This is a genomic window from Pantoea allii, assembly GCF_002307475.1.
In the GTDB taxonomy this organism is placed as follows: Bacteria; Pseudomonadota; Gammaproteobacteria; order Enterobacterales; family Enterobacteriaceae; genus Pantoea; species Pantoea allii.
On the sequence record NZ_NTMH01000032.1, the window covers coordinates 132331 to 147821 of the forward strand.

Here is a 15491-nt window from a genome sequence, read left to right on the forward strand (position 1 = left end):
TTCAGGAGGACGGGGACACTCGGACGGATCACCGGCCAATATGCGCAATGGACGCGATTTCGATCAGCGCATCAGGTTTCACCAGGCCGCACTGAATACAGAACCGGGCCGGTTTTTCACCCGGAAAGTATTCGGCGTACACCTGATTCACCGCGCCGTAATTTGCCCAGTCGGTGATAAAAATCGAGTTCATGGTGACGTCATCCATGCTGCCGCCTGCGGTTTCGATCACGCTTTTGATGATCTCCAGCACGTGACGGGTTTGCGCGGCGGCATCACCGACATGCACGACGTTATTGTCTTTATCAAAAGGCAATGTACCCGAAACGTACACCACGCCATCGGCGAGAGTACCTGGAACGAAAGGCGCCAGCGGAACACCGCTGCCAGCCGGAATAATGGCGCTTTTAGGCATCGTTAATCGTCCTTTTTATAAAGCGGTCAGGCCGCATTTTGTTCAGTTTTGTAACCTAGCGCGTCACAGAAGTTACCCACGCTGGAGACCCAGCCAAAGAACGTTTCGATGTTATAAATGGCGGCTTTCTGCGCAAATTCCGGGCCGGCCTGATGTGTCGCGTCTTCCAGCACAACACCGAAATATTCCAGGAAGAAGCCGTCACGCAGGGTGGATTCGACGCATACGTTGGTCGCAATGCCGGTAAATACCAGATGATGAATGCCGTAGCTGCGCAGCAGGCTATCGAGCTGCGTATTAAAGAAACCGCTGTAGCGCGGTTTGGGCAATACAATATCGCCCGGCTGCGGCTGCAGTTCATCGACCAGGTCATAATCCCAGTCGCCTTTCGCCAGCAGTTTACCCATCAGTTCCGGGCGTTTGCGCATCGTTTTCAGCGCATTGGATTTATGGTAGTTCGGTGAACCGGCACCGCCGGCTTCGACGTACTGATTGTCCCAGCCGTTCTGGAAGAAAATCACTTTGATGCCCGCAACGCGTGCAGCGGCTATCGCCACTTTGATATTGGCAATCACTGGCGCAGTGGCAGAGACATCAAAGCCTGCCAGATCAAGATAACCGCCTTGAGTCGCGTAGGCATTTTGCATATCCACCACAATCAGCGCCGTTTGCTGCGGCGTGAAGGCAATGGCTTCAGGACGGGCTGTGAGGATCGTTTCCTCGCCGGTATTTTGGGGCGCGCGGCGGACCACTGTCTGATTCTCAACAACATTCATCATGCGACCTCTTTCTGCTCAATGCCGATGTGCTGGCGGGTTTTCATTAATGGCTGGATGTAACGACCAAAGTTTTCGATACCGTTGACGAAATCGTCGAAGGTCAGCAGCACGCCGCCTGCGCCGGGAACCGTATCGATTTCATCGAGCATTCTGGCGACGCTGGCGTAAGAACCGACCAGCGTGCCCATGTTGATATTGACCGCGGAAGTCGGATCGGCCATCTGGCGGACGTTGGTATCCGCACCGGATTTGGTGTCTTTACTGCTCTGGTCGGTGAGCCAGGAGAGCGCCTCGGCATCGGCTCCGGCTTTGTACAATTCCCATTTGGCACGGGCGGCATCGTCGGTTTCGTCGGCAATCACCATGAACAAAACGTAAGAGGAGACGTCGCGGTTTTCGGCTTCTGCCGCCGTTTTCATGCGCGCGGCGGTCGGCGCAAAAGCGGTGGGTGTGTTGACGCCTTTGCCGAAACAGAAGTTGAAGTCGGCGTGTTTGGCGGAGAACGCCATGCCTGCGTCGCTTTGCCCGGCGCAGATGACTTTCATTTGGCTTTGCGGACGCGGGCTGACGCGGCAGTCGTCCATTTTGAAGAATTCACCGTCGAGCGTGCAGTGGCCCGTGCCCCACAAGTCGCGCAGCACGCTGACATATTCGGTCAGGTAATCATAGCGGCGGCTGAAATAGTCATCGCCTGGCCACATGCCCATTTGCTCGTATTCCGGTTTCTGCCAGCCGGTGACGACGTTCACGCCGAACCGGCCATTGGAGATGGAATCAATAGTGGCAGCCATACGTGCAACGATTGCCGGTGGCATCACCAACGTAGCGGCAGTCGCGTAAAGCTGAATGCGGGAGGTCACGGCAGCCAGACCGGCCATCAACGTGAACGATTCCATGTTGTGTTCCCAGAATTCAGTTTTACCGCCGAAGCCGCGCAGTTTGATCATCGAAAGCGCAAAATCGAAATGATAGTGCTCGGCTTTCTGCACAATGGTTTTGTTCAGTTCGAAGGTAGGTTTGTACTGCGGCGCAGTTTCTGAAATTAGCCAACCGTTGTTGCCGATAGGAATAAAGACACCGATTTTCATAGCTCACCTCGATTGAAAATAATAAGGACCACAACAAGGGCTTGCGAAAATATCTGCGCGGCTTAAGTGCGTCCTGCGGGTTACTGATTGCACCGTGCTGAAATCTCCTGACGAGAGAACAACTGCAAAGTGGATGCCATGTTTTTAAAAGTGTTTATTTTCATTAGGTTAAAGCGGAGTTTGATTTTTTTATGGAGCAGATGGTCTGTTTTGGACCACCTGTTCAAAAATAACTGCACATAAATCAGGCAGGATTGAGCGCAAATGGTGCAAATTTATTAAATAGTCGGTTAAGCGGGATCTTATTTCGCCGCTTTCATAAATGGCGTGCATGACGATAGTCGCCCCTATCCCTATTTGTTATGCTTTCCACCTTGATGTTTATGTCATGGAGACGTTGTGAAGCCATTGGTCAAAAGCCCGGAATCTGCCGCCGGCGAAAGCAAGTCCCCTCAGGCAGCGTCGAAATCATTGACGCGCCGCTCGCGGGCGGTCGCCGCCAAACGTAGCGCTATCATGGCGGCTGCACTGGAATTTTTTTCGTTGTATGGCTTCCACGGCACCCGACTGGAGCAGGTAGCGGAACGTGCTGACGTCTCAAAAACCAATCTGTTTTATTACTTTCCCTCGAAAGAAGATTTATATATTGCGGTGCTGAAAGGGCTGCTGGATATCTGGTTAGCACCGCTTAAAGCATTGCAGTCCGATCAGCATCCACTGGAAGCCATACGCGAATATATCCGTCTGAAACTGTGCGTATCCCGTGACCATCCGCAGGCGTCGAGATTGTTTTGTCTGGAGATGGTGCAGGGCGCGCCACTGCTAAAACAGGAACTGGGTGGCAGCCTGAAAACGCTGGTGGAAGATAAATCGGATGTTATTCGCGGCTGGATTAAAGACGAGCTGATCGCACCGGTCGATCCGATGCAGCTGATTTTTATGCTGTGGGCAACTACGCAGCATTACGCGGATTTTGGCGTGCAGGTTGAGGCGATCACCGGTAAAACGCTCAGCGATCCGGTGTTTTTTGAACAAACGGTTAAGAGTGTTCAGGACATCATTATCAAAGGCATTCAGCTTCGGTCTTAAAAGGACCATGCAGCAAAGCAGAACGGTCTGGTGGTAAATGAACGTGGGAATGAACACAACACAGGTTCACCGATCCCCCGTTCATATGTTCATTTACTCTCCCGGCCCCGCAGCTGCCAGAAAGACGCAGCACTGACAACGCGTAATAACCATTTTTACGTGATCAGAACTGCTTTTCTGACGTTTACGCATTCATCATATTCGACACGCCGGAGTCCCTCAGAACCCGACGCAAGAAATCCTGGGTGCGTGCTTCCTGAGGACGCAGCAAGACCTGTTCGGCTTGCCCCTGTTCCACAATTTGACCGCTATGCAGGAAACAAACGCGATCCGCGACCTCTCGTGCAAATTGCATCTCGTGTGTGACAACGATCATTGTCATGCCTTGTTGTGCCAGATTACGCATAACCTGCAACACTTCACCGACCAGTTCGGGGTCCAGGGCGGAGGTGGGTTCGTCAAAAAGAATTGCTTTGGGCTGTAGCGCCAGTGTTCGGGCAATGGCCACACGTTGCTGCTGACCACCTGAAAGTTGCGCAGGCCACGCGGAAACCTTGTCTGCCAGCCCTACTCTTTCCAGCAATTCTCTCGCGCGTTTTTCTGCGGCATTGCGTGATTCGCCATTAACGTAAATCGGGCCTTCCATTACGTTCTCAAGCACATTGCGATGGGGAAAGAGATTAAAGCGCTGAAAAACCATACCTATCTGGCGTCGGAGCAAATTGATATTTTTGCTTTTATTATCAACATGCTGACCGAGAACGCGAATTTGACCGTTTTCATACGTCTCAAGCCCGTTTATACAGCGCAGCACCGTGGACTTCCCGGAGCCTGAAGGTCCAACCAGACAGACCACTTCGCCCTCTTCGACGCGAAAACTGACCCCTTTAAGCACTTCTACTGAGCCAAAGCGCTTATGAACATCAATAATTTCAATCATCTCAGGCTCCTCTTTTCTGACGATTTTCAAGGTGTTTGGTAAAGGCCAGCAATGGCATGCATAACGTCAGGTAAAGTAACGCCACCAGGGTATATACCGTTGTGTTATCAAAGGTCGAGGCAGCAAGAAGCTGTCCCTGGCGTGTCATTTCGGTTACCGCGATCGTTGAAGCAAGAGCCGAATCTTTAAGCATCATCACCAAGGTGTTGCTGTAAGGCGGCAGTGCAACATGAAAGGCCTGAGGCAATATGACCCGCCGCATCGCTTTACTAAAACTCATTCCCATAGAACGTGCAGCTTCCAGTTGACCGCGATCCACGGATTCAATGCCAGAACGAAAGATCTCTGCGAGGAAGGTAGAAAAACAGAAAGCAATACCGATCACGCTGGCCTGAAAAGAGGTAAGGGTGATACCAATGTCGGGAAAAACGAAGTAGATGTAAAACAGCACCACAATCATGGGCAACGCACGGGTGATGTTAATGATGACAGCGACAGGCCATGAAATGATTTTAAAAGGGCACATTTTTGCAGCAGCAAAGATCAGGCCGAGCGGCGTACTGATAAGTAACGACAACAGTGTGATGTAGATTGTCATTTCAGCCCCTTTCAAGAGAAAAGGGAGATATACATGAATGCTGCTCCAGTCCATTATGCGCTCCAGCCGGTGTTAGGTGGCATGCTAAAAATTCATTTTAATGAATATTCCCCCGTTAAATACTGTCAAACTTTTCCTCTCATGGCGTCATAGCATTAACTTATTTGTACGACAACCTTCATTTAAGATCGCTTATAGTCGCAAATCAAAGGGTTTGATGCTCATTTGTGAGGGGGGGTTTTTTTTAGAAAAGAAATGATTGACAGCAGGATAATTAATTTCATTATATTGAAGTTAATGGTCCCCGTTTTAAGCAGGAGTGCGTCATGTCTAACCGATCGTGCGTAAGTGTGGCTTTGTTGTTTGCCGCATTAGGCTTCACTTGCAGTGTTAATGCGGCGTTGTTGACGGCGGGCTCCCCGCCATCCAGTGCGCCAACGACCTTTCTGGATACAAAAACGGGAAAAATCGAAGGATTCATGCCCGATGTCGCCGCCGAAGTGGCCAGGCGTCAGCATCTGGAGATTAATTTTAGCGCTGTGCCCTTCTCCACCCTTATTCAGTCTGTTATTGCAGGCAAAATTGACATGATCGTGGCGGGAATGACACCGACGCCAGAGCGGGAAAAACGCATCTCCTTTTCTCAGCCGGTGACTGCATTTGGGCCTGGACTCGTCGTGCGTGATGACAATAAAAAAACCTACCATTCGCAACAAGATCTTAAGGACGAAATCGTGGGTACTATGACAGGCACTGACTACACGCAAAGCCTTATAAAAAGCGGCATTGCTAAAGAAGTCAAAGTCTACGATAGCCCTTCAGATATGATGCGCGATTTGTCACTGGGTCGTATCGCGGCAGGCATGAATGATTATCCTATTTTGAAAGTTCAGGAAAAAACCGGATCTTTTAAAGGTATGCATGTTGTAGATGATTATAAACCCGAGCATATTTCGCCCATGGCGTTTGGTGTGAAAAAAGGCAACGATAAGCTGCTTGCCGATATTAATAACGCGCTGACAGCAATGAAAGCAGATGGGTCACTGCAAAAAATTAAAGCTAAATGGGGAATGCCCTGATCGCGCTTTCACACAGGGACGCGACAAACCTTAAGGAGCATGGTTATGAAAACAGCGGTAATGCACGCAGAGGAGCTGAGTGCAGCAGAGGCTAACATTGGTATACGTTTAAAATTAATTCGTAAGTCTCGTAGCATGACGATCAAAGAGCTGGCGCAACAGGCTAATGTGTCAGCGGGCGCAATTAGCCAGATTGAACGTAATCTGGCTAACCCTACGATACGCGTTCTGGAGCAACTTCGTGTGGTCTTAGATGTGCCACTGACAGCCTTCCTTGAACAAGATGACGTAATGCGGCCGGGCGCAGAGCATTACGTGCGACGCAGGCATGAGCGGCCGCACTTTCATGTTGGCAAACTGGGGATAACTAAAGAGATGTTATCGCCCTCAGGCGAACACGATATTCAGTTTATGTATATCAGTATTCCTCCGCGCACACGTTCAGAAGAGATGCTGACAGGCACGGGTGAAAAAGCAGGTGTAGTAATGGAAGGTAAACTTACCCTTGAAGTAGAGGGGGGGAAAACCTTAATCGAAGCGGGTGACAGTTTTCAGTTTAAAAGCCATCTCCCGCATAATATTTTCAACGATAGCGACACAGAAGCCCGTGTATTGTGGATTATGCATATTCCGCCGCGACATCATATCTGAAACAAGGTTAACCCATGCGAATCAAGGTCGATAGCGTCCATGACAGCTCCGTCTTCCCCACCACTGTCGATGTTGTTGTGATAGGCGGTGGCATTGTTGGTACGTCAACGGCCTATGAACTGGCGAAACAGGGCGTTTCAGTGGCCCTGTTTGAAAAAGGCGTTATTGCCGGTGAACAGTCTGGCCGGAACTGGGGCTGGGTGCGCCAGCAGAATCGTGACTTGTATGAACTGCCTATGGCGATGCGCAGCCTACAGCGCTGGGATGAACTGAGTGCCGAAATCGGAATGGATCTTGGTTTCAGGCGCAGCGGCATTCTCTATGGCACAGTCAACGATGCTGATCTGGCGCGTTGGGAAACATGGGGTCAGCAAGCGAAGCAAATGGGCTTTACCAGTCATCTCTTATCTGCGCAGGAAGCTCAGGCACGGATTGGAGATAAAACGGCCTGGCGAGGCGGCGTGTGGTCACCTACCGATGGTCGCGCGGAACCTTCGCAGGCAGCACCGGCCATCGCTCGCGGTGCGCAAAATTTGGGTGCCAGCATATTTCAGCACTGCGCGGTGCGCGCACTGGACATTAGTGCGGGCCGGGTCTCAGGTGTATGGACAGAACGCGGGCGGGTAAACGCCAGCCGGGTTATCTGTTGTGGTGGAGCATGGAGTTCACGTTTTTGCAGACAATATGGCATTGAACTCCCAGCAGCGAATATTTTGGGCACGGTGTTCAAAACGACCGCTGCGCCTGAAGTGGTGAAAGGATGTCTGAGCACACCTAACCTTTGCCTTCGCCGCCGTGAGGATGGCAGTTATACCGTTGCCGTGCCCGGTCTTGGACAAATTGATTTGGCACCGCAAAACATCCGTTATGCTGCAAAGTTCTATCCAATGTATCGCAGTAAAGTGGCTAAAAAGCTCAAGGTCCGGCTTAACAGCTCGTTCTTTTCGGGCCCTGAAGCGGCTGGAAGCTGGCATCATGACAGCCGTTCACCGTTTGAAAAAATCCGTGTCCTTGATCCCAACCCGGATAACAGCATCATTCGCAATGGTCTTGCGGAGTTGACCCGTTTATTTCCAGAATTGAATGGGATAAAAGTTGATTATGCCTGGGCGGGCTGGATTGACACCACACCTGATTTAGTGCCCGTCATTGATGAGGTAAGTGCAATACCAGGGATGTTTATTGCTTCCGGCTTCAGTGGACATGGTTTCGCCATTGGTCCTGGCGCAGGGCTTTTGTGCGCACAATTGCTGACGAATAATCCCGTTTATACAGACATCGCACCTTATCGTCTTTCACGTTTCGAGAAAGGTAATGCGATTCGCGAACCGCAAATGATGTAATTCAGCGGCGGTGAGTGGCCCATTAGTGGGTTATCTGAGCGGTCTTTTTCAGGCAATCAGTGAGTGTTTCAATGATTGCCTTGAAGGGAAGATAATTCGCACGGACCCGCAAAATCACCTTATCGCCGTCGCCCTATCCACTTAGCGAGAAAGACGGCGTTTGACGCTTATCTTCACCGCCATGCCTGAAAAAATGAGCCGTCATCTTGTATCGCTATGCATCGCTCTTTTGATACATAGAAAAAAAGCGATTGTCGATGCTTTCGCGGAAAAACGCGTCCTGATCGACGGCTGCACAGAATCCCTGATAGGTATGGGCCGGAACAGCAAGCCAGCGTCGGCACGTACCGTTGCGGTACTCAAGTTCCAGCACCCCAGACGTCGGATCGAATCCCGCACTGCGAAATAATGTTGAAGAGTTGATATCGTGTCGTTTCATAACGGATAGTCCCTATCGGTTGAACCCAGCGCCTGCACTACTAAGAGCGGCAATATATCACAGTCACCGACAATCTTTCGTCACGGTGACTATCCTGTCATGGCAAAAGTCATGCGAAACAGCGAGAGACAGCACAGAGTGCCGCTTACCTGTGATGATGACGTTCAGCTGACCGACCTGTTTGTCGTCAGCCGCATGCAGACAGGCGACTTCGGCTGTTATCGCCCCTGTTCATCCCTCTTACTGCGCATGTCCCTTTCTTCTGTCAGCTGTTGACCACAGAATGCCAGATCAAAACCAGAGGATGTGTTGCTTACCCTCCCCGTTTTCTCCGCCAATAAAAGAATAAACCGGGTTTATTTTCTAAATATGACAGCGCAAAAATGGTGCATTGAACCCTATCGCCATTTGGCTATAATCAAATAACCAAATGGAGGTGATCATGAAACAATTCACATTACCCGCATCCGCGGCAGAACCCGATCGCCTGTGGCAGTTTGCCGGTCTGAGCAGTGCGGACGGCGTTGTGCTGATGGATCAAATCGATGATGGCCTTGACGGTACGGTCGCCAGTCGCATTGTCACGTGGGCGCAAATTTCTCAGGCAGAGCTGCGCCGGATGACCGGCATCGCCGGCTCGACATTTACTCGTAGCGTAAAGAGTCGCTTCACTGCAGAACAGAGCGAACGGCTGGTGCGATTTATTCGCGTGATGGATCGTGCCGTGGAGCTGTTTGAGGGCGATAAAGAAAAAGCACGCCAGTGGCTCAATGAGCCTGCACGCGCGTTGGGCAATAAAAAACCGGCCGATCTGGTGGCGTCTGAAACCGGGGCTTATGAAGTATTGAAACTCATTACCCGACTCGAACACGGTGTTTATTCGTGAAGCTCTACCGCATGACTAAGACGCGTTATCTGGGATCGGCCTGGAGTGGTTTTGGTGCGCGTGAAGGTGGCGGTCGCTGGAACAGCGTCGGTGTGTCGATGGTTTATGCTTCTGAAACGGCCTCGCTGACCATGCTGGAGACGCTGATCCATCTGCAAAGCGCCAGCGTGCTGGACTCTTTTACACTCCTGAGTATAGAGGTTCCCGATCGACTGATTGAGTGGGTTGATATCAATCAGCTACCCGCCGACTGGGCTGCACCGGAAGGGCCTGCTGCACTGCGCCTGTTCGGTGATGCCTGGGTACAAAGTGGTGGTTCCGTGGCATTACGCGTGCCTAGCGCCCTCTCGCCGGTGGAATCAAACTATCTGCTTAATCCTGAACATCCCGCGTTCAATGCGATTGTTAAGCAGGCCCGCGACATCCCCTTCCGGTTTGACGCACGCTTTTTGCGGTAGCGCTGAACCGCTGCAGGTAAAACGCCTGTAAAATTAACACTCTCTATCTCTGTCATTCCCGGTCACTTCTGACCGAGCGTTTTAAAATAAGCGTCCAGATCAGGGGAATTAATACCTGACAGGGGGCAGTTTGGATATCGAAAATTATTGTACGTTAAGGCTTTTTTTTAACCTTTCGACTTTAGCTGGTCTCAGCCGACGAAATTTATCGGAAGCCGGTATACGGTTGCTTTCCAGATCTAATCGCCTGTCAGATTGATATGCTCCCATCCTGATGGTGACAGATGCGACAACAGTTGTTCGTTGAGCTTCAGCCCCTTACGTTTCAGGGCATCGATCACTCTTTCTATATACACGGTCCCCTGCTTTATCGAGGTTGCCAGACGCAGCACTTCACGCCAGTGAATTTCGATCTCTTCCAGATTAAGTGTGGTCGTTGATATCAGTGACTGAAGCGCCGGGTTTTTATAAGTGGAGATCCCTGATTCGCGGACAAAACACACATCCCAGCAGATGCATCAGGGCAAAGACATGATCAGTGAAACCAGCAGTATCGGTGCAGTGCTCCCTGATTTTCAGGTCGCTTTCGTGATACAGCAAGCTGGTTGAATCCCTGACCCCACTGATTATGGGCTGTATTGATCCGAAATAATGGTGGTGAGGAGAAGGCGGGTATCCGGGCGAGTAATGTCATTTTTTTATGCGAAAAATGTCGAGTAAACGTCGTCCATCTGTTACCTCATTGAAAATGCTGCCTCGGGCGTTGCCTGAAAGAGCTGATGAATAAACCTGTCATCCCGATGGAAACAGAACTGCAGCATCCTGAGGCGCTGCGGGAATATTTCCGTGAGCGCCTCGCCTGTTACCACCAGATTTCCCTGACTCTGCCAAAGGGCTCCGATCCGGTTTACCAGAAAGAGGAAAAGGCAGAAGGAAACTGATGTCAGTCCCGCAGATGGCGGGTCATGCATACCTGACGGTCAGGTTGCCAGTCATCATTCTCAGCGGTATCTTCAGACTCACATCAGGAATATAGCTGCAACTGCGATTACGGGAGCAGGAAGTGGATACAACTGAGGAGCTGGGACAGACCTATTTCTATGCCGGGCGCCCGAATCTCTCTGCCGGTGAACTGTTCTTTATAATTTTCTGTGAACAGGTCGCTCTTCAACTGGGTGTGCGTGATTTCAGTGCCATTGTGGCCATACTCTCAGGACGCAATATCATCGCCACACGCAGAAAACCTGGCGGTACGGTTACCGGAACGTCGTATGCTTCAAAAGCTGCAAGGCGCGTATTTGGTGATGCCAAATTCCCCTGGGGCATAAAGCTCCCTTCCTTTGTCGGAGGTTATCCGCCTTCAACTCTCAGAATACGGATGGTGGCGCAGATTGGTACCTGGACCGGGCTGGGTCATTCTGGCTGCTGATGTTTCACAGATTGGTTATCACAGCGTTGTGGAATACAACCGGATAGCACGGGGGGATGACAAACTATGGTAATCGACGAACTGGATGAGAAAATTTACGCACTGGTTAAGCGTCATAACGGACGCGGCGTTTTCACAGCGCAGGAACTCAGGCCAGAAACCGATCTGGATGCGGATCTCCATCTCAGTAAAGACGAGGCGCAGTCGCTGATGAATGAATTTTTTATGCAATTCAACGTCAGCAGGGAGAATTTCTCTATTGAAACGTACTATCCACCCGAGCCGCCACTGCTGACGATACTGAATCCTTTCCGCCGTCGGCGAAGCGTTCCTGAAGTTCCTGACTTTACCATTGCAATGTTAATCGAATCAGCCCACGCAGGACGCTGGTGCTACGAATAAGCAGGCCCGTTCGGGTACGGAGAAATAGGCGTACGGCGCGAAAAATGACTAATTGCAGCGTCATGTACAGCTCGTACGGATAAATTATCCTCCCCGGAGCCATAAACCTTAACGTCAGTACATTCCATTCCAGACCTCATTCATCGCTGAATAACCAAACGCCGTCTGAATTTGCAGCAGGCTGGCGAAACGGGAAACATTAAGAAAAACCAACCGACATTACTAACTGAAGGTTGTATCTAATACTGGGGGACAGGTCACTGCCTTTGAAAGGATCATTGAGATGGTAGAAAAGGAGGTTAATGCTAATGAGAGATAATAGGCCTGCCAAATTGAGCTTAGGTAAACGCATCATGTATAGCCTTATAGAAGCGTCAGGTGCAATCATAGGCGGGTTGCTTCTCCTGCTGTGCTGCTATTGGTTCTTTCACTATGAAACCTGGCATGAAAGACTGATAGCGATTGGTTTGTCTATCGCGGTTGTCTATCTGATCGGTAAGGTTTTACCTGAACGGCCAAATCAGTAAGCCCCTTACGGTCTGAAGGATCCCCAGAAACATCATCAATACACCATGATGATGTTTCAATAGGTTCTCGCCATCTCGGCATATACCCTGTCGGGGTTAATGCCTGACAGGCTCCCCGGTGACTGCCGGATGACATTCTCACTCAATGTCAGATACGACAATACCCTCCGCGACTTCACACTGTTAGCCTGAAACCATCTGTTTATTCCCTTACTTTCAGGGTAATACCCTGTCAGCCACATGATGATGCTGTAAAGTGTCGCGACCAGGCAAAGCATCGATATCCGCTTTTCTCCCCAGCTTTTACTTGCCCGAAGTCCCAGACCGTAGCCGCTCACTTTTCTCATCTCTGAAGTTCTGCTCTGTTTGCATAGGGCGGCTGTATATTTTAATTATCACCCGCGGCTTATATCCCATAAGGCTGGTAAAAAGCAGCCACGGCTCGCGGGCGTTTTTGCTGTACATCCTGTTCGTTTTAGGAGAACGCTGGCTGCTTTTCCTGCCGGTTGTCCGCTTATGAACGGTATAAAAATGCCCTAGACAATCACGGCTGACGTTGCGAGCCAGTCGGCAAAATCACAGATAGCATGGCTTCGCTACTTATGGCATATCTCGTGCCATCTGCCACTCTTCATCCCCGATTATCTGAAAATAGAGGCTGCCTCTGACACGTCAGAAAAAATCCCATCCCAGATATACTGCATTTACCACCTTAACGGTCTGGGCGTGAAGCGCAGACGACATCGTAAGGGCCTGGCGCCTGAGCGGCTTCCGCTTCTTCGCCCGGACCTGGTCAATGGAATTTGCCATGGATGCACTTACCAGCAACCGTAAATTTAAGTAACTGAATTTTATTAGTAATTTTACAAATATGCGTCTGACGATCACCGCTGCTTTCGGTATTTCAGGCGTTCAGGTCTCGCGTATTCTGGACAGTATCACGCTCTTACGTGGCTATCCGGCTAAGATAAGAACCGTTCAGGGACCGGAATTCACCTGCCTCGCACGGGATCAATGGGCCTTTGAGCATGGCGTGGAACTGCGTCTTATCCAGCCGGGCAAGCCGGCCCAGAACGGATTTATTGAGATTTTTAGCAGCAAGCTGGAAACATGTAAAAATAGAAGGTAAACAACCCGACATGACTAACTGATCGTTGTATCTAATACAGTGGGAAGGTCATTCCATTTATTACTTTTGTAACCCTTCTCTTCACAGTTTGTGCAGGGCTGTCACTTTAAAGTGGCAGCGTTCCTACTGGCCTACGCGCAGCTACGGCAATTAGTAGAAATTTTTACTACTTCTCCCAAACCTGACGGGCATAAGGCTTTTGATGACCAAACTGCCCCCTGATACAGCGCTTTGTTAGCCTTTCGATATGAGCTGTAAATCCATGTAACAAATGTAAGGTTTCGGGCTCATAAAATATTTTATGCAGTGATGAAGACGTCGCACTTAATAAAAGCATTAAGAAAGATGCGATAACCCTACGTAATCTCATTGATTAATTGATGATAATTTTAAGGTGACAGGCAATTTGTATTAAGTATCACCAGGCTGTTTAGCATCCGTGCGACAGAAATGATGATCAGGAACTTATAAGGATGCTTTATAACCTTGCGTTGGAGATTAGCTGGCCTGAATTTTACTTAAGTTGCGCGGCGTGACTATAACCTGTTGATTAATAATCACGGTGTTTTACACGAGAGAATAACGGTGTCAGGAAATACGGCAAATGCTGCCACCAAATAATTACAATTTGTTATTCTGTTAACATATATTTACCGGCTTAACAAAAAATTGATAGTCGTGTAATGACAATAAACCGATTTGCAACAACCGTTAAAATCAGAAAAACACCTAATTAATGCATTGTATTTTAATCACTGGTGTCACTTCATCAGGACAAGAATATGGCAAGCATAAGCACACTTGGCGCTGGTACTAACCTCGACCTCAATACCTTATATGACAACATACAGTCAGCCGAACAGGCGCAACTGACACCCATAACCAATCAGCAAGCGTCTTATAATGCGCAACTGACGGCCTGGGGCGTGGTACAAAGTTCAATGTCGAAATTGCAGACTGCAGCTTCTGCGCTGGAAAATGCTTCCAGCATTGCGACAACAAAAGTGACCAGCTCGAATTCGGCCTTTACGGCTACGCTTGCCAGCGGTGCTGCAGCCGGAAATTATTCTGTTGAAGTTGACCAGCTAGCGGCGTCGCAGTCCCTGCTCTCCAAATCGGCAAGCGACGAAACGACCGATCTGGGCGACAGCAGCATGGCTTCACGCACGATTACGATCAGCCAGCCTGGACAGAAATCGCCGTTAACCGTGACGTTAAATCAGAATCAGACCAGCTTGTCTGATATCCGTGATGCGATTAACAAGCAACAAGGTAGCGTCAATGCCAGTGTGATTATGGCCAATGACAATACCTACTATTTATCCCTGACGGCGCGCGATAGCGGCACGGCGAATGCCATGACCGTAAGTACAAATGATGCCACATTGTCGCAATATATTAACTATAGCCAGGGCGGGAGTAATAACGGTATGACACAGCAGGTTGCCGCTGAGGATGCTCAATTGAAGGTTAACGGATTATCTATCACGCGCAGCAGCAACATCGTGACGGATGCGCCGGAGGGCGTAACGCTGAATCTTAATAAAGTTAACAGCGGATCGCCTGAAACCTTATCCATTGCTACAGATACCTCGCCAATGGCGACAGCCGTTCAGTCGTATGTTGATGCGTATAATTCGCTGCAGAAAACCATCGCTGACCAGACAAACTATACCCCGGTTCAGGCAGGACAGGCGCAGAGTACAGATAATGGCGATTTGCTGGGGGATAATACATTAATGAATATCCAGACCAGTCTGCGCAGTCAATTTTCCGATCCTCAGGGTACGGGAAGTATTCAGGTACTTTCTCAGCTCGGAATAACGCAGGACGATAAAGGTGATCTGACGGTAGACAGTACGAAGCTGAATGCCGCCTTAACCAACCAACCCGCAGATGTTTTAAGCTTTTTGACGGGGGATGGAAAAACAACAGGTTTCGCCACGCAGGTGACCAATAAACTGAATGATATGCTGGCAAGTAACGGCACAGTATCAAATGCGACCACGGGGATTAACACCTCGTTAAAACAGTTGTCCGATCAGTACAATACCGTCAACGATCAAATCACTGCGGTGATGGCACAGTACAAAACGGAATTTACCAATCTGAGTACGCTGGTCTCTTCAATGACGCAGACGGGTGATTATCTGTCTGCCCAGTTCGCGAAGATGTAACGCCTGCCTCACGCCGTTTTGCCACAAGGCTGAACATCCTGCCTCTCATGCTGATGGTGCTC

General features: G+C 49.8%; 15 protein-coding genes and 4 pseudogenes. 11 read left to right on the plus strand and 8 right to left on the minus strand.

Going from position 1 to position 15491, the window contains the following annotated elements; all coding sequences use genetic code 11:
- Nucleotides 1-28: 28 nt before the first annotated feature.
- From rutC to rutA, 3 genes are read right to left on the minus strand one after another with little or no spacing between them, the layout of a single operon-like run.
- Nucleotides 29-415, minus strand: coding sequence for a pyrimidine utilization protein C (rutC, locus tag CMR03_RS12500; protein WP_096011583.1), 387 nt, complete (start codon nt 413-415; stop codon nt 29-31).
- Between the two features lie 26 nt (nt 416-441).
- Nucleotides 442-1191 carry a pyrimidine utilization protein B gene (rutB, locus tag CMR03_RS12505; protein WP_096011660.1) on the minus strand — a complete coding sequence of 250 codons (750 nt, stop codon included), beginning with the start codon at nt 1189-1191 and terminating at the stop codon, nt 442-444.
- A complete protein-coding gene (rutA, locus tag CMR03_RS12510; RefSeq protein WP_063876882.1) occupies nt 1191-2282 on the minus strand; it encodes a pyrimidine utilization protein A in 1092 nt (363 codons plus the stop codon). The genes rutB and rutA overlap by 1 nt, the downstream gene beginning before the upstream one ends.
- A 399-nt stretch (nt 2283-2681) precedes the next feature.
- Between rutA and rutR the strand changes: the two genes are divergently transcribed.
- Nucleotides 2682-3371, plus strand: coding sequence for an HTH-type transcriptional regulator RutR (gene rutR, locus CMR03_RS12515; protein WP_096011584.1), 690 nt, complete (start codon nt 2682-2684; stop codon nt 3369-3371).
- 184 nt (nt 3372-3555) lie between these two features.
- Here rutR and CMR03_RS12520 read toward each other — a convergent pair whose 3' ends face one another.
- Nucleotides 3556-4311 (minus strand): amino acid ABC transporter ATP-binding protein, encoded by a 756-nt coding sequence (locus CMR03_RS12520; protein WP_063876884.1) that lies wholly within the window; start codon nt 4309-4311, stop codon nt 3556-3558.
- A 1-nt stretch (nt 4312) separates the two neighbouring features.
- Nucleotides 4313-4963 carry an amino acid ABC transporter permease gene (locus CMR03_RS12525; RefSeq protein ID WP_063876885.1) on the minus strand — a complete coding sequence of 217 codons (651 nt, stop codon included), beginning with the start codon at nt 4961-4963 and terminating at the stop codon, nt 4313-4315.
- 272 nt (nt 4964-5235) lie between these two features.
- Between CMR03_RS12525 and CMR03_RS12530 the strand changes: the two genes are divergently transcribed.
- Genes CMR03_RS12530 through CMR03_RS12540 form a run of 3 tightly spaced genes read left to right on the plus strand, consistent with a single transcriptional unit; the run spans nt 5236 to nt 7982 of the window.
- A complete protein-coding gene (locus CMR03_RS12530) occupies nt 5236-5988 on the plus strand; it encodes an ABC transporter substrate-binding protein (RefSeq protein ID WP_063876886.1) in 753 nt (250 codons plus the stop codon).
- A 45-nt stretch (nt 5989-6033) separates the two neighbouring features.
- Nucleotides 6034-6639 carry a helix-turn-helix domain-containing protein gene (locus tag CMR03_RS12535; protein ID WP_096011585.1) on the plus strand — a complete coding sequence of 202 codons (606 nt, stop codon included), beginning with the start codon at nt 6034-6036 and terminating at the stop codon, nt 6637-6639.
- 14 nt (nt 6640-6653) lie between these two features.
- Nucleotides 6654-7982, plus strand: coding sequence for an NAD(P)/FAD-dependent oxidoreductase (locus tag CMR03_RS12540; RefSeq protein WP_096011586.1), 1329 nt, complete (start codon nt 6654-6656; stop codon nt 7980-7982).
- 214 nt (nt 7983-8196) lie between these two features.
- Here the strand turns inward: CMR03_RS12540 and CMR03_RS12545 are convergent, their stop codons facing one another.
- Nucleotides 8197-8421, minus strand: a complete 225-nt coding sequence (locus CMR03_RS12545; protein WP_063876889.1) for a KTSC domain-containing protein — start codon at nt 8419-8421, stop codon at nt 8197-8199.
- Between the two features lie 442 nt (nt 8422-8863).
- Here CMR03_RS12545 and parS point away from each other — a divergent pair, with 442 nt between their 5' ends.
- Nucleotides 8864-9307: a type II RES/Xre toxin-antitoxin system antitoxin gene (gene parS, locus CMR03_RS12550; protein WP_096011587.1), complete on the plus strand. Its 444-nt coding sequence runs from the start codon at nt 8864-8866 to the stop codon at nt 9305-9307.
- Entirely contained in the window at nt 9304-9765 is a 462-nt protein-coding gene (locus CMR03_RS12555; RefSeq protein ID WP_063876891.1) for an RES family NAD+ phosphorylase, read from the plus strand. The genes parS and CMR03_RS12555 overlap by 4 nt, the downstream gene beginning before the upstream one ends.
- A gap of 144 nt (nt 9766-9909) precedes the next feature.
- Here the strand turns inward: CMR03_RS12555 and CMR03_RS12560 are convergent.
- Nucleotides 9910-10455 (minus strand): annotated as a pseudogene (locus CMR03_RS12560) (Tn3 family transposase); the annotation flags it as partial.
- Nucleotides 10456-10544: 89 nt separating this feature from the next.
- On the opposite strand from CMR03_RS12560, the gene CMR03_RS12565 reads away from it, so the two are divergent.
- From CMR03_RS12565 to CMR03_RS12575, 3 genes and pseudogenes are all read left to right on the plus strand, one after another.
- On the plus strand, nt 10545-10706 hold the full coding sequence (locus CMR03_RS12565; protein WP_082875117.1) for a DNA polymerase III subunit theta: 162 nt from the start codon (nt 10545-10547) through the stop codon (nt 10704-10706).
- Between the two features lie 122 nt (nt 10707-10828).
- A pseudogene (locus tag CMR03_RS12570) lies at nt 10829-11267 on the plus strand (STM2901 family protein).
- Nucleotides 11261-11596 carry a DUF1493 family protein gene (locus tag CMR03_RS12575; RefSeq protein WP_063876894.1) on the plus strand — a complete coding sequence of 112 codons (336 nt, stop codon included), beginning with the start codon at nt 11261-11263 and terminating at the stop codon, nt 11594-11596. Before CMR03_RS12570 ends, CMR03_RS12575 begins: the two are co-directional and overlap by 7 nt.
- Before the next feature lie 583 nt (nt 11597-12179).
- Here the strand turns inward: CMR03_RS12575 and CMR03_RS12585 are convergent.
- Nucleotides 12180-12816, minus strand: a pseudogene (locus tag CMR03_RS12585) (IS4 family transposase); the annotation flags it as partial.
- Here CMR03_RS12585 and CMR03_RS12590 point away from each other — a divergent pair.
- Together CMR03_RS12590 and fliD are read left to right on the plus strand one after the other, a co-directional pair.
- A pseudogene (locus tag CMR03_RS12590) lies at nt 12814-13243 on the plus strand (DDE-type integrase/transposase/recombinase); the annotation flags it as partial. The pseudogenes CMR03_RS12585 and CMR03_RS12590 sit on opposite strands and share 3 nt — an antisense overlap.
- A 791-nt stretch (nt 13244-14034) precedes the next feature.
- Nucleotides 14035-15429 (plus strand): flagellar filament capping protein FliD, encoded by a 1395-nt coding sequence (gene fliD / locus CMR03_RS12595; RefSeq protein ID WP_096011588.1) that lies wholly within the window; start codon nt 14035-14037, stop codon nt 15427-15429.
- The last annotated feature ends 62 nt before the right edge of the window (nt 15430-15491 follow it).

Excerpts from the sequence above, each read along its gene's own strand:
- CMR03_RS12525 (WP_063876885.1), bottom strand. The coding sequence starts at position 4,963 with ATGGACTGGAGCAGCATTCATGTATATCTCCCTTTTCTCTTGAAAGGG.
- parS (WP_096011587.1), top strand. The coding sequence starts at position 8,864 with ATGAAACAATTCACATTACCCGCATCCGCGGCAGAACCCGATCGCCTG.
- rutC (WP_096011583.1), bottom strand. The coding sequence starts at position 415 with ATGCCTAAAAGCGCCATTATTCCGGCTGGCAGCGGTGTTCCGCTGGCG.
- CMR03_RS12575 (WP_063876894.1), top strand. The coding sequence starts at position 11,261 with ATGGTAATCGACGAACTGGATGAGAAAATTTACGCACTGGTTAAGCGT.
- rutB (WP_096011660.1), bottom strand. The coding sequence starts at position 1,191 with ATGAATGTTGTTGAGAATCAGACAGTGGTCCGCCGCGCGCCCCAAAAT.
- CMR03_RS12540 (WP_096011586.1), top strand. The coding sequence starts at position 6,654 with ATGCGAATCAAGGTCGATAGCGTCCATGACAGCTCCGTCTTCCCCACC.
- fliD (WP_096011588.1), top strand. The coding sequence starts at position 14,035 with ATGGCAAGCATAAGCACACTTGGCGCTGGTACTAACCTCGACCTCAAT.
- CMR03_RS12545 (WP_063876889.1), bottom strand. The coding sequence starts at position 8,421 with ATGAAACGACACGATATCAACTCTTCAACATTATTTCGCAGTGCGGGA.
- CMR03_RS12535 (WP_096011585.1), top strand. The coding sequence starts at position 6,034 with ATGAAAACAGCGGTAATGCACGCAGAGGAGCTGAGTGCAGCAGAGGCT.
- CMR03_RS12565 (WP_082875117.1), top strand. The coding sequence starts at position 10,545 with ATGAATAAACCTGTCATCCCGATGGAAACAGAACTGCAGCATCCTGAG.
- CMR03_RS12520 (WP_063876884.1), bottom strand. The coding sequence starts at position 4,311 with ATGATTGAAATTATTGATGTTCATAAGCGCTTTGGCTCAGTAGAAGTG.
- CMR03_RS12530 (WP_063876886.1), top strand. The coding sequence starts at position 5,236 with ATGTCTAACCGATCGTGCGTAAGTGTGGCTTTGTTGTTTGCCGCATTA.
- rutA (WP_063876882.1), bottom strand. The coding sequence starts at position 2,282 with ATGAAAATCGGTGTCTTTATTCCTATCGGCAACAACGGTTGGCTAATT.